Below are 13,611 nucleotides of genomic sequence, written 5' to 3'. Positions count from 1 at the left end.
AGGCGGATGCGCAAGATGAGCGGCCAGGACGCGGCATTCCTGTACGGCGAAACCTCCAACTGGCATTTCCACGTGAACGGCCTGATGATCGTCGACGCGGCGAGCGCTCCTGACGGCTGGACCTTCGAACGGTTCCGGGAGCTGCTGATCTCACGACTGCCCGAGGTGCCCCAGTTGCGCTGGAGGTACGTCAATGTACCGTTCGGTCTCGACCGTCCGAGCTGGGTGGAAGCCCACGACATCGACCCCGACTATCACATCCGCCGCGTGGCGTTGCCGAGCCCCGGAGGAGAGCGCGAACTCAACGCGACGGTCGGGCGAATCATCTCCTACAAGCTCGATCGCACCCGGCCGTTGTGGGAGGCGTGGTGCATCGAGGGGCTCGAAGGCGGGCGCGTCGCGATCCTGCACAAGATGCACCACGCGATCATCGACGGGGTGTCCGGGGCCGGTCTCGCCGACGTGTTGTTGGACCTCGAGCCGACGCCGCGTGTTTCCCCGGTCGAGGTGCACGACGAGATCGAGGCCGAGCGGGTGCCGGGTCCGATGGAGATGCTCGTGCGGGGAGTCGCCAACTCGGTGGTCCGCACTCCGTTTCGGACACTGCGCTTCGCCCAACAGACCGCTTTGCAGTTCGCGTCCGCGGTTCCGGTTCTGCGCGGTGAGAACCCGGTCAGCCTGCCGCTGACCGCACCGCGCTCGGTTTTCAACAGCGACCCGACCCCACGTCGTGAGTTCGCGGCGACCCGAGTTGAGTTCGAGCGTGTGCGGGCGGTGAAGGACGCCTACGGGGTCAAGGTGAACGACGTGGTGCTGGCGTTGGTGTCGGGGGCGATGCGCAGCTACCTCATCGAGCGGGGAGAGCTGCCCGGTTCCTCACTGATCGCATCCTGTCCGGTTTCGCTGAGGGCCGATTCCAAGGATGGCCCTGTCGGCAACCACGTCGGCAACATGTTCGCCAGCCTCGCGACCGACATCGAGGATCCGGCGGAGCGGCTCGGTCGGATCCACCAGTCGACGATGTCGGCCAAGGAGATGCAAAAGGCGCTCGCAGCGCATCAGATCATGGGCCTGACCGAAACCACCCCTCCGGGCCTGATCGCGTTGGCAGCCCGGATGTACACCAGTGTGGGGCTCGCATCGCATACACCTCCCGCCGCGTCGGTCGTCGTCTCGAACGTCCCGGGACCACCGATTCCGCTGTACCTCGCGGGTGGCCGACTCGAGGCGCTCTATCCGATGGGCCCGCTGCTGATGGGGATGAGCCTGAACGTGACGGCGCTGTCGATTATGGGCAGCATCGATTTCGGCTTCATGAGTTGTCCAGATGTCGTACCTCACCTTCGGACGATGGCCGAGGCCGTGCCGGCGGCGTTGGACGAACTCGAAGCGGCGGCACCGCGCAAGCGCAGCACGTCGACGACGAAACAGGCGCCGGCACCGAAGGCCGCGGCCAAAAAGGCGCCAGCCAAGAAGGCGCCAGCCAAAAAGACGCCGGCACCGAAGGTCGCGGCCAAGAAGGTGCCGGCCAAGAAGGTGCCAGCCAAGAAGTCTGCTGCCCCAAAGGCCCCAGCGAAGAAGACCGCGTCGACTCCTGGCTGAAGCGAGGCGGCCCCGATCGGCAGTGGTCGTTCAGGCGGCCGGCACGGGTACGGAGGTGACCGCGGACTCGATGATGGAACCGAGTTCCGGTGAGGTCATGTGTGAGACGTGGCCGCGGTCAAGCCACACGACGTTGTCGGTTCCCCAGTGCTCGGCGAGTGACGCCGCCTGGTTGAGCGGGTCGAGGAGGCGATCGTGGATGCCGGCGAGCACGTAGAGACGCTCGCTTGGAGTCTGCGGGGTGAACGACAACGGCGACACGACCGAGTGGAGCCGCCGCGAGGCCTCGTGCAACGCTGCGAACGCCTCGCTGTAGCGCATCAGATGCGGGGTCTGGCGGCGGAACACCTCGGGAAAATCGACCGCCGGAACGAGGCCGACGACTGCGCCGAGGGGTTCTTCCAGGCCGGCGACAAGAGCGGCGGTGTAGCCCCCGAGCGACAGGCCCGTGAGTGAGACGCTGCTGGGTTCCTGTTCGGCGACCCACGCCAAGGCACAGCGAACGTCGTAGGCCGACTGGGCGAGGCCATGGATGTTGTCCATGACGTCGAGGGTGGGAAATCCCGTTCCGAGCGCGTCGGGCGCGCGACGCGAGGCATGGAGCGGCAACAGCGGCATGAGGACGTTGCAGCCGAGTTCGTAGTGCAGGCGGCGGGCTCGAAACACGATCTGGTCGACGAGCAGACGTCCCTGTTCGGTGCCGTGGACGAGCACCGCCCAATGGCGTGGCTTGTCGTCGGGGTAGCGGAGCATCCACGCCGACGCCCGGTGATTTCGCTCGTACGAACTCCAACGTTGCGCACCCGGCTGGCCGACCACGGGTTCCCAGCCACTGGTCCAGCGAAGCTGCTGCCAACGCATTCCCAGCGATTCCCAGCGTTGCACCGGCGTCACGGTGGCGTCGTTCGGGACCACCGGCGCACGGTGGTAGGACGCAGGGTTCTCTAGCCATCCCTCGTGTTCGAACGAGATCAGCGCGTCGGCAACCTCTGCGGAAATCCGCTCCCACGCGTCGACCGTCGGGGGGTTGCGAGTGAGTTTGAAACCGGCGAGGACCAGCTCATCCGCGAGCACCGCTGCCACTCCACCGAGCGACGGCGACGGTGCCGGCAGGCTCGCGCGGTTGTGCCAGGATTGGCGGCGCAGATAGTGGGAGGGGGCGAAGTAGGCGCCGGTGCGCCACAGTGCAGCAGGCAGGGCGAGAAGCTTCAAGCCGCTCTGCGGATGGGTCTGCTCGACTCGACGGTTCGTCATGTGCAGCTCCTTGGTCGGGCCCGCCGGCAAGCGACGCGACCCCATCGGTTTAACTGAGTCGCAGTCGGCGGTTCAACCTCCGAGCTGCTGGCTGGCTCAAACCTCCCGTCCCGCCGTCGCGAGCTTTCTGCACAAAGTTCGGGCCCGACCGCCCCGGCGCAGTCCGGAGTCCTGGCGGAAATTGCTCGGCACAGGCGGCAGGGGCTCTGGCACGATCGGGCGATGATGACTTCGCGGGAACGATCAACAGGTGCGCTGCTGGGATTGGCGCTCGGCGACGCCGTGGGAACGACGTTGGAGTTTCGTTCTCCCGGGACGTTCGAACCGATCGACGACCTCATCGGAGGTGGACCGTTCGGACTGAAGCCAGGGGAATGGACTGACGACACGACGATGGCGATGTGTCTCGGCGAGTCGATCCTCGATACCGGCGAGCTCGACCTCGCCGATCAATTGCGCCGCTACCTGTTGTGGCGCGATGAGGGTTACTGGTCGGTCAAAGACCGCTGTTTCGATATCGGCAATGCCACCTCCGCAGCGCTCGCCCGCTTCGCTCGCGACGGGTCGGTCGTCGACGCCGTCATCGATGAGGAGGCGGCGGCGAACGGGTCGCTCATGCGGCTGGCCCCGGTGCCGATCCGTTGGCACCAAGACGTCGGACTCGCGGCGGAGAAGTCGGCCGAGTCCAGCCGGACGACCCACCCTGCGCGCCGACCGGTGGATGCGTGTCGGGTCTACGGAGCGATGACCGCCGCGCTCATCGGTGGCGCCGCCCCAGACGAGGTGTTGTCGCCTGAGTTCTGGCAATGGGGCGAACTCGACCCCCAGATCGAGGCGGTCGTTCGCGGGTCGTGGAGGACGAAATCCGATTCGGAGATTCGCGGCACCGGGTTCGTGGTCGACGCACTCGAAGCGGCGTTATGGGCGGTTGGTGGGGCGAACAGCTTCGCCGACGCGGTGCTGCGAGCGGCCAACCTGGGTGACGACGCCGATACGACCGCGGCAATCGCCGGACAGCTTGCCGGCGCTATCTGGGGCGAGGCGGAGATGCCGACGCAGTGGTTGGCGAAGCTGGCCCAACGCGACCGAATTCGTGCCGTGGCCGCTCGACTTCACGATCAGGCCGTCGGCGCCACCGCCGCACAACCATGGCCGTTTGATCAGTTCGTCCACGGCTACTGGATCGAGCCCGGACGGGTTCTGGCGGGCGAATACCCGGGCGACCCCTCTGCCGGAAAGGCCGACGCAAAGGTCAACCTGTTGGTCGACAACGGTGTTCGAACGTTCGTGAACCTGACGAACGAACACGACCCCCTTGCGCCCTACGACCACTACGTCGCGCTGGCCGGATCCCGCCGAAACCTCGACCTCCGGGTCGTGTCGCACGGGATCCCCGACATGGGGGTTCGCCCGGCCGAGGGCTACGACGAGATCATCGAGACCATTCGCGCGGAGTCCGAGCGGGGTGTGGTGTATGTCCACTGCTGGGGCGGGATCGGACGAACGGCGACCGTCGCCGGTTGCCTGCTCGTCGACGGCGGGATGTCGCCGACGGAAGCGCTCGACTTCATCAGGGCTCAACGGTCGGTGACACGAAAGGCTCACCGTGAGGCGCCTCAGACCCCGGCTCAGCGGCGGGTGATCGAGCGACGGGCCCGGTAGCAGAACCTGTCGCTGGAGTCGGCCGGGAAACCGTGCCGAAACATTGCCCGGTTAGCGTCCCGGCATGGTCGATCCGCTCACCGGTTTCGTGGTCGCCATCACCGGGCACCGGCGATGGGAGGAACAACACGAGATGCTGGCTCGGCGCGGTGCCACGGTGCTGCACGGCCCGGTGATGCACACAAGCCTGCTCGATGACGTCGACGCCACGGTCGCTGCGACGCGAGCTGCGCTCGATCGACGTCCCGACCTGTTGGTGCTCACGACCGGTTTGGGGACGCGATCGTGGTTCGCTGCGTGCGAAAGTGCCCGACTCGACGAGGCGTTGCTCGCGTGGTGCGGCGACGCAACCGTGATCGCACGCGGGCCCAAGGCGCGCTCGGCCGCGCTCGGATGCGGCATCGAAGTCGACTGGCACGCTGCTTCGGAGACCGGCGCCGAGGTACTCGAACACCTGCTCGGCCTCGGTGTGGCCGACCGCAACATCGTGGTGCAACGCGACGGTGGCGAGCCGCTGTTGGCCGACGAACTGACGAAGGCGGGCGCGAACGTCGTCGACATTCCCGTCTATCAATGGACGCCGCCCCACGACCCCGCGCCGGCATTGCGCCTGATCGACGCGGTGCTCGACGACCGCGTCGACGCCGTCACGTTCACCTGCAGCTATGCGGTTCAATCCACCCTCCGGCTCGCAACCGATCCGGGTGAGTTCGTGGCGGCACTCGGCCGTCGAGCCCGCGCCGTCGCCGTCGGCCCGGTCACTGCGCAGGCGCTGCGCGACGCTGGGGTGACCCGCGTGGTCGAACCTCGTCGCGCCCGACTGGGGGCGATGGTGCAGGCGCTGATCACCGAGGTGTCGGGCACCGCCGTGCGGTTGTCGGTGGGCGAGGACAGCGTCGAGTTGCGGGGCAACGCACTCGTCGAGAGTTCCGGTGCGGTCCGCCTTCTCACCCCACGCGAGCGTCAACTCCTCATGCGACTGTTGAGCGCCGCACCCGGCGTGTTGACGAAGGAGGAACTCGCCGGCGACGGGGTCGACCCGCACGCGGTGGAAGCCGCCATCGGGCGGCTTCGCAGCAAGCTGGGTGTGTTGCGATCGGGCATCGTGTCGGTGCCGCGTCGGGGGTATCGCTCGACCCTGACGTCGTTGGCAGCGTCGAGCGAGAACCTGTGACCGTTCAGCCGACGGCGGGAACCTGTGCGGCGCCGATGAGGTCGTCGGCCCGTTCGGCGCCTGCAACGAGATCGGTCGTCACCGACGCGCTCTCGGCGGTGGCAGGGGCTGGCACCCGGGATCCGGCGAGCCACGCATAGCCGAGCCCGATCACCAGGCCGCCGCCGACGACGTTGCCGGGAACGGTCCACGCAAGGTTGCGGACCAGCGCACCCCACGAGGTCGATCCCTCGAACACCCCGAGGCCGAAGATCGTCATGTTGGCGATCGAGTGCTCGAACCCGGAACCGATGAAGGCCAGCAGGGCGAACCACAAACAGGCGATCTTCGCGCCGTCGGTGGTGGCCCGAGTCGCCATCCACAAAGCGAGGCAGACCAGCGCGTTGCACAACACCGCCCGCCAGAACAACGGGGGCCCGCTCGCCGAGTCTTTGGCGGCCGTGACCGCGGCGATGAGGTTCGCGCCCGGTCCGGTGAGGGTGCCGCCGCCGTGCACGGCCGCGGCGAGGGCGATCGATCCGATCAGGTTCCCCACGAGCGACAGCCCCCACACCCGTGCGACATCGGCGGGACCGACGAGTCGTCGCCACCATCCCTGCAACATCACCATGGCATTTCCCGTGAAGAGTTCCGCGCCGGCGAACACGACGAGAACGAGCGCGACGCCAAAGACCGAACCCTGCACGAGCTTGGCGATGCCCGAACCCTCGGCCACGAGCGGGGCGCTCACCGCGACCATCAACACGACGGCGAACCCGACGAAGGCTCCGGCGAAAACGGAGGAGAGAAGGTAGCGAGGCCACTGACGTGCCGCGGTGGCTTTGGTGATCGCGGCAGCGGTGTGGTCATCGATGGCCTGGGGGATGGCGTTGGGCATGATCGCTCCTGGGGCTTCCTGTCCGGGGGGTTGAACGATTCGAAGGTGGGTGAGGGTTGAAGGTACTGGAGGCTGGGGTGGGGTCGTCGGGCTCGCGGCGGCGCTCAGGGGAGACTGACCGCAGTGGTGGTGAGGTCGGGTTCGATCGTTGCGGTGTTCACCTCCTCAGGCCCGGGTGCCCATCGGTCCTCGAGCACGGCGGCGATTTGAAGTGAGAAGGCATCGAGGCCCAGGCGACGTACGGTGCGACCGAGCGATTCGTTCGGGTGGCGCAGGGCCTCCCAGGTTCCGACGATGGCGTCGAGTGCGGTGGGGAGGTCGCGTTCGGCCACGCGCCCGACCACTTCACCGATGAGATGGTCGTCGAGCACCGCTCCGACAAATACCTGGTAGCCGTCGCTGGTGCGCCCGTTCACACGCACTTTCGATCCGGCGAGTCCGATGTCGCTCACCTGGTGTTGGGCACAGGAGTTCGGGCAGCCGGAAATAAACACCGAGAGTGCTGAATTGCGGCGCAACGATGCGCTGGTCGACAGCAGCTTGCCCAACCCGGGGGAGTCGGTGATGCCCAGTGCGCACACAGTCGCCCCGGTGCAGGCGCGGATTTGGGCATTCGGCGCCTCGCCGAGCAGGAACAGGCCGCGCTGGGCGATGGCGTTTCGGATGGCGGCGACTCCCGCCAGGCTCACGTTTCGAAGTGCGATGTTCTGGTCTCGGGTGAAGGTGAGGTGGCCATCCGCGTAGGTGTCGGCGAGGTCGCAGAGCAGTCGAAACTCCGAGGAGTTCGTGTCGCCGAGGGGCAAGTCGATGGTGACGGTGGCCAGCCCTGCGCTGCGCTGAGGGCGTACGCCGATGCTCCAACCTCCGGGAGGCGTCTCGGCCAGAATCACGGTCGTGGCCTCGTCGGAAAGCACTTCGACGGGTGGGACCGTGGGTTGTGGTCGCAGCTGTGCTTCACGGAACGCTTCGAGGTAGGCGCCGCGGAATCCATCGACTCCGAGGCGTTCGACCACGAACTTCATCCGCCCTTTGGCCGGGGTGTCGAAGTCGCCGTGGGCAACGTAGAGATCGACGATCGCATCGATGGCTGCCGGAAGCTGTCGTCGAGGCACGAAGGGCGCCAACATCACGCCGAGACTCGGGGCCTTGCCGAGGCTGCCGCCCGCCCAGATTTCGTATCCCGCCTCGCCGTCGCGCACGATCGACACGAGACCGACGTCGTTGACGAGCGCATCGTGGCGGCATCGTGGCGAGCCGCCTAGGGAGATGTTGATGCGCCCCGGGAGGGTCACGTTCAGGGTCGCCGAGCGTGCGACGAGGGTGTCGGAGATCAACCGGGCATCGGGGAAGCAGTCGAAGGGTTCGTCGAGGCCGACCCCAGCGTCTTCTGAACACATGACGTTGCGCACGGTGTGGCCGCAAGCGGAGCGGGTGGAGAGTCCGGCGCGGGCGAGTTCGTCCAGGACGTCGGGCACCCGTCGGTCCTCGACCCAGTGCAGTTCGCAACTCTGGCGGGTCGTGAGGTGCAACCAGTCCTCGGCGTGACGGTTCGCGATGCGAGCCAGCGCCCGGGCATGGGTGGTCGGCAGTACCCCGCCGGCGATGCGGACCCGCACCATGAACACGCCGTCTTGAAGCTGGGTGCACGCCCCGTAGGTCTTGAGGGCGAAGCGGTCCTCTGCGGTGAGCCACGAATCGCCCTCGGCCCGAAGGCGTTCGAGGTCGACCGGAAGGCCGGCACGCTTTGCTGCGGGGATGTTGATCGAAGCCATGCGATGACCGTACGGAGGCGATGTTTCGCAACCGTTCTCCCGGCGTGACGGTTCCCTCACCGTGCCGCATCGCCGCCTGTGAGGAGTTGGGGGAGCGATCTGGTCCCCATCGGAGTTCGCTCCAACTAATACATCGTGATACGATCTAATCCCGTGCTAAGTACCGTACGATTCAGTCATCCGGCCCGCGAGGTCATCCTCGGGGTCTTCACCCGTCGACGACTCGCCGGGCTCGTCGTGGCGGCAGGCCTCGTTGGTGGACTCATCGGAGCCGCCTACCTCTTCGTGCTCGAGCTGGTCTCCGAACGGCTGTTGCCCGAGCACTGGAGCGCGGCCGGGCACCTGGGCGTGATGATCGTCGTCGGCGTGGTGGTGACGGGGTTGATTCGGCTGCTCGGTCCGCCGAGCGACGTCGAACTACTGGTCGACAACATCCACGTTTCGGGAGGCGCCGAAGGAGTGCGAAGCCTCCGATCGCTCATCCCCGTGTCGTTGATCTGCGTCGGAGCAGGCGGTCCGCTTGGCCCAGAAGCACCACTGGTCACCGCGACCGGAACGATGGCGTCCTGGATGGGTGGCCGGGCGGGGCTCGATCGGGAGCCGTTGCGCGTGTTGTCCATCACCGGCATGGCGGCCGGGTTCACGGTGCTGTTCGGCGCTCCACTCGGTGCGGCCGTATTCGCCCTCGAGATCCTGCATCGTCGCGGCCTGGAGTATTACGAGGCGCTCTTGCCGGCCTCGGTTGGGTCGTTGTCGGGCTATGCCGTGTCGATCGTGTTGTCGGGGGCCGGCCTCGAACCGATCTGGTCATTTCCCAGCCCCGAGCGACTCGTGTCGGGCGACCTGGCCATCGCGGTCGCTGCCGGCGTCGTCGGAGCGCTCATCGGGTACCTGTTCACCTACCTGACGGTGGCGATGCGGCGATTGGCGGCGTGGGTGGCGCCGGGAGCGCGTCCCGTGGTGGGTGCCGTGGTGTTGTCCGGGCTGGCGGCACTGTCGCCGTATGCGCTCACCAACGGCGAGGTCCAGATGCAACACCTCAGCGCCACGACCGTCACCGTCGGGGCGCTACTGGTGGGGGCGGCGGCGAAGCTCGTGGCGAGCGCGGTTGCGATGGCCACCGGATGGCGTGGCGGGTTCATCATCCCGCTGTTCTTCGTCGGGTTCTGTTTGGGACGTGCGCTCGATGGCCACCTTCCGTTCGGAAACTCCTGGGTCCTCGTGGCGGCGCTGATGGTGGCCGCCAACGTCGCCGTCACGAAGACGCCCATCGGCTCGACCCTCGTGGTCACCGAGATGGCCGGCATGGTGCTGTTGCCGACCGTACTGATCGCAGCGATCGTGGCGCTGTTGTTGTCCTCGCCGGTTTCACTGATTGAATCTCAGCAGCGACGCTTCGATCCGTCGAAGCCGGGGGAGGGCGACACATGACCAATCGCAACTCGCGCGACGATGGCCTGCGCGACGAGGAGTACCGGGCGTTGGCGCGGTTTCGCCATGCGCTTCGCACCTTCGAATCGTTCTCGAGCAATGCCGCGAAGACCCTCGGGCTTTCGCCGGCACAACACCAGTTGCTGCTCGCCATTCGCGGCCATGAGGCCCCACCCCCGTCGATCTCCGATATCGCCGAACGCCTGCTCATCCGGGTTCACTCGGCGACCGAGCTCGTGGCCCGGGCCGATGCGAACGGGCTCGTGCGCCGTCTCACCGACCCCGCCGATGGGCGACGCATCATTCTCGAACTCACCGACCAGGGCGAGCGGGTGCTCGCGGCGCTGTCGGTGGTGCATCGCGACGAACTGCGCCGGTTCCGCCAGGAGATGAACGACGTGCTCGGAGAGCTCGAACCGGCCAGCGGCATCTGACCTCGGGCGACCGACCACCGGCGACCGACGTCGGCATCGGGCGAACTTCCTGCCGGGGCTGACATCACGTGTCGCTTCCGGCAGGAGGTTCGCGTTCGTCTGGCGCCGGCGGGAGGATGCTCCACGAGATCAACGTGGCCTGCGATTCGGCAATGGCCTGGCAGTACAACGGGTCGTCTTGGGCCCGGGCCTGTTGTGCGGAATACACCGACGAGTCGGGGGTGATCAGCACCGCTGCGTTCCGGCCGGGATGAATGACCTGTCCGACGTTTTCGACGTCGCTCGGCTCGTGATCGTCGTCGAGATCGAAACCTGAACGGTTCCGGTTGACGAAGCCCGCAGGCCTCGACGTGCCGCGCCCCAGCAGCGGGGTCACCCAGTTGAGCAGCGCCGTGCTGGCGACGCCGGGAAACAACACGCGGTTGCCGGTTGCGGTGAGAAACAGATCTCCCGACGCACCCCAACGTGCGTGCGCCTGACTCAAATCCTGGAGACACACGATGGCCGACACGCCGCGGCCCGGCCCCTCGCCGATGAGACGCGGCAGGGTGCTGAGCGCACACACGTGGGCGATCTCGTCGCCACCGAGCAGACACGACGGTCCGCTCCAGCCGTTGTCGGCGAGTGTGGTTCGTGCACGGATCAGCCAGCTGAGGAAGATCTCGATCAGCAGCCCGAGCTGCGCGGTGTCGGTGGGGTCGAGGCACAACAGCACCGTGCCGTTGGGTTCGATCCAGTCGGCGAACGGATCGAACCGGTGCCCGTGCGTCGCCAGGCGTGCCGCGTCGCCGGTCGAGAATGGAGCGAGGAGCGCCGTGACGGTTGCCAGCACGCTGTCGCGGGTTCGCGAATCGGTCTCGACGATCGCACGCACCTGCGCAGCCTCCGGTTCGTGACCGTGATCGGTGAGGATTTCGATCGGTCGGTCGAGCCGATCGGCGACGTTCCACGACAGCACATCGGCGATGCCGCCAGAGTCGAGATTCGCGGCGAACAACAGCGGCCCGAGCAGGCTCTGGGCGTAGGAGATCCAGAAGTCGGCGGCCGTCAACGAGTTCCGGTCGGTGCCTTCGGCGATTTGCCAGGCGATTCGCCTCGCCTCGGCATAGGAGGTGCACAACTGCACGACGTCGAAGCGGATGCGACGGGCCGATGGGTGTGGATCGGCGACCTTGTTGGCCGGGTCGAAGAGACAGATCGGACCTCGCTCGGCCCGGATGGTCACATAGGACTGCTCCCACTCACCCGTCTTCGTTGTCGTCGCCACGACGGGGCCGGTGTATCCGGACAGGACCGTGTTGAGCGTGCTCGACTTGCCGCATCCCGGCGGTCCGATGAATACCGTGAAGCCGTCGCGGCGGTGCGCCATCACGTGTCGGCCTCGCCGTTTCACGATCGGCCCGATCCGGTCGCCGCTTCGAAGTTGCAGCAGGTCCGCTGCCCGCAGCGGCTGAGCGAGGTACTGAATTGCACGGATCACGTCGGGTTCGAGCGAGCACTGGTGCAGCGCCGCCGCGGTCGCCAGCACCGCTGCCAGGGGTGCGCGGTCGGAGCTCGCAGAGTAGGCAGTGCGCGCCATCAGCGTTCCGGATGAGATCGAGTCGATCGCCAGATCGACCAGTTGAAGCGGATAGCTCGCGTCGTCGACATCAAGCGAGCCGAGATGCACCGCGATCGTCTTGAGACGCTCGGACGGTGCCGCATCGTCCAGACCGAGCGCAGTGTCGATCGTTGCTTCGAACCCGGGATGGCGAACTCCCAACATCGGCTGCAACGCCGAGCCCATCTGTTGGCGTACCTGATGCGGTTGGTCTCGGCCCCAGGCCCCGACGGCGTCGGACAACGCTCGGAGTCGATGCTGTTCGGCGATCGCCGAGCTGATCACCACCTCATCGACGTGGCCAACGATGGCCTCGGGTCCCGCCTGCGAGGCCAGCGACGTGAGCCGTCCGAACGCGGCGGGCCCGGCGATCAGCAGACGCAACGCCGCGGCCGCGAGGTCGTTGACGGAGAGGTCGTTCGCTGTGACGTCGTCGTTCGACTTGAGCAGCGAAACGTCGTCACGGCGAATCAGCATCTCCAGGTGAGGTGCGGCCACCTCGCGCCACGTCGTCGAGTTGGGGCTGAGCGACGTGCCGCGTGGGCGAGGGGGCGCGGCGTCCGGGACAGCCTCCGGCGCGGCGGCGACGTCTCCGCCGTCGTCGATCGCGAGGCGGTGATCGGCAGTTCGCTCGTTCGAGGATCGCTTCACCAGACGCGGGGCGACCTGGTGCTTCAGCCACCGTTCGGGTCGCACGAAATCGACCGATATCGGATCCGCGCCGGCTCCGTCCGGTACGACAAGTCCGGAGTCGAGGGCATCGTCGACCCCCCAGTCGAGCAGTGTCGCTACGGCCCACACCATGTGTTCGAGCATGCGCGGGGAGAATTGCGACACGGGCACGTCGCACACGGCGATGAGATACCGGCGCTTACCCCGTGGCGCTGGAACGGTAGCGACACGCACGACCTCAACCTCGGAATTCAACAGGTCGATATGGCGCCGCAGCGGCCGGGAATCGGCCGCTCCTGGGATCGTGCCGAAGGTGCCGTGGACCCGTACGAAGCTGATTCCATCCGATTCGACGAGTCGCACCCAAGCGAGGTTGTTCCCGTTGGCGAGCGCGAGTCCCGATTCGGAACCGAAGGCCCCCGGACCGTCCGACATCCAGCCGATCGCGTAGTCGCCGGTCGGCGATCGGGCTGAGCTGGGAATACCGGCTGCGGCGATGACGTCGTTGGCCAACCTTCGGGCACGGGACCGGGCCCGTGGGGAACGATCGCTCGGCGAGACCCTCGCCGCGAACGACGCCGTGGCGGCTTCATCGAACCACGGGGTCGCCCCCGCGGCCCGCAGCGCCTCGGCGTGCAACTGCAACATGTGGGTCGCAGCGATCGTCGTCGTGGCTTCGGTATAGAAGTCGGCGATGTCGCAAACGACGGCCGCCTGTTCCCGATTGACGGCGATTCGCGCCATGGTCGGCGTCGCCGAATGGAGTCGATCGAGCGTGCTGGAGTCCAACTCGACCGGTCGGCGGTCAGCGCCACCACCCAGTTCGACGAGCGGATAGACCAGGCGCCCGGGGCGTTGGCCTCGGATGGTTGCCGCCGCAACGAGTTCGAAGGGGTCGCCGACGTCGTCGTCGGCCTCGCCATCGACCGGGACGGGCTCGACCCGATTTGCGAGTGTCACCACTCGTCGAACGAAAGCTCGAACCGGTCGTTCGATCGTCGCGTCCGGCCGATCGCCAAAATGTGTCATCGGAGTCCTCCCAGCGGTTCTGGCACCTGCAGGTGCGGACTCCAGCGTGGGCCCGACCGACACGACCGAACCACGGGATCAACTCAGCAGTTTGTCGCTATCGC

Annotated in this window: 9 protein-coding genes; 5 read left to right on the top strand and 4 right to left on the bottom strand. The window is 67.0% G+C overall.

Annotation, left to right across the window (positions count from 1 at the left end; genetic code table 11):
• The first annotated feature begins 6 nt into the window (after window positions 1-6).
• Window positions 7-1,602, top strand: coding sequence for a wax ester/triacylglycerol synthase family O-acyltransferase (locus M9952_10610; GenBank protein ID MCO5313367.1), 1,596 nt, complete (start codon window positions 7-9; stop codon window positions 1,600-1,602).
• 30 nt (window positions 1,603-1,632) lie between these two features.
• On the opposite strand, the gene M9952_10605 is transcribed toward M9952_10610, so the two are convergent.
• Window positions 1,633-2,856 (bottom strand): hypothetical protein, encoded by a 1,224-nt coding sequence (locus M9952_10605; protein ID MCO5313366.1) that lies wholly within the window; start codon window positions 2,854-2,856, stop codon window positions 1,633-1,635.
• A gap of 222 nt (window positions 2,857-3,078) precedes the next feature.
• Here M9952_10605 and M9952_10600 point away from each other — a divergent pair, with 222 nt between their 5' ends.
• A complete protein-coding gene (locus M9952_10600; protein ID MCO5313365.1) occupies window positions 3,079-4,518 on the top strand; it encodes an ADP-ribosylglycohydrolase family protein in 1,440 nt (479 codons plus the stop codon).
• 64 nt (window positions 4,519-4,582) lie between these two features.
• Window positions 4,583-5,692: a uroporphyrinogen-III synthase gene (locus tag M9952_10595; GenBank protein ID MCO5313364.1), complete on the top strand. Its 1,110-nt coding sequence runs from the start codon at window positions 4,583-4,585 to the stop codon at window positions 5,690-5,692.
• A gap of 4 nt (window positions 5,693-5,696) precedes the next feature.
• Here the strand turns inward: M9952_10595 and M9952_10590 are convergent, their stop codons facing one another.
• Both M9952_10590 and M9952_10585 read right to left on the bottom strand, forming a co-directional pair.
• Window positions 5,697-6,569: a formate/nitrite transporter family protein gene (locus M9952_10590; GenBank protein MCO5313363.1), complete on the bottom strand. Its 873-nt coding sequence runs from the start codon at window positions 6,567-6,569 to the stop codon at window positions 5,697-5,699.
• Window positions 6,570-6,673: 104 nt separating this feature from the next.
• Window positions 6,674-8,341, bottom strand: coding sequence for a nitrite/sulfite reductase (locus tag M9952_10585; protein ID MCO5313362.1), 1,668 nt, complete (start codon window positions 8,339-8,341; stop codon window positions 6,674-6,676).
• 153 nt (window positions 8,342-8,494) lie between these two features.
• Between M9952_10585 and M9952_10580 the strand changes: the two genes are divergently transcribed.
• Together M9952_10580 and M9952_10575 are read left to right on the top strand one after the other, a co-directional pair.
• Window positions 8,495-9,772, top strand: a complete 1,278-nt coding sequence (locus M9952_10580) for a chloride channel protein (GenBank protein MCO5313361.1) — start codon at window positions 8,495-8,497, stop codon at window positions 9,770-9,772.
• Window positions 9,769-10,206, top strand: a complete 438-nt coding sequence (locus M9952_10575) for a MarR family transcriptional regulator (protein ID MCO5313360.1) — start codon at window positions 9,769-9,771, stop codon at window positions 10,204-10,206. Before M9952_10580 ends, M9952_10575 begins: the two co-directional genes overlap by 4 nt.
• 64 nt (window positions 10,207-10,270) lie before the next feature.
• Here the strand turns inward: M9952_10575 and M9952_10570 are convergent, their stop codons facing one another.
• Window positions 10,271-13,438 carry a TraM recognition domain-containing protein gene (locus M9952_10570; GenBank protein ID MCO5313359.1) on the bottom strand — a complete coding sequence of 1,056 codons (3,168 nt, stop codon included), beginning with the start codon at window positions 13,436-13,438 and terminating at the stop codon, window positions 10,271-10,273.
• Window positions 13,439-13,611: the final 173 nt, after the last annotated feature.

Source organism: Microthrixaceae bacterium, from assembly GCA_023957975.1.
GTDB lineage: Bacteria > Actinomycetota > Acidimicrobiia > Acidimicrobiales > Microtrichaceae > JAMLGM01.
Note: the sequence above shows the minus strand (reverse complement) of the source record. Positions and strands in the feature narration are given on the sequence as shown.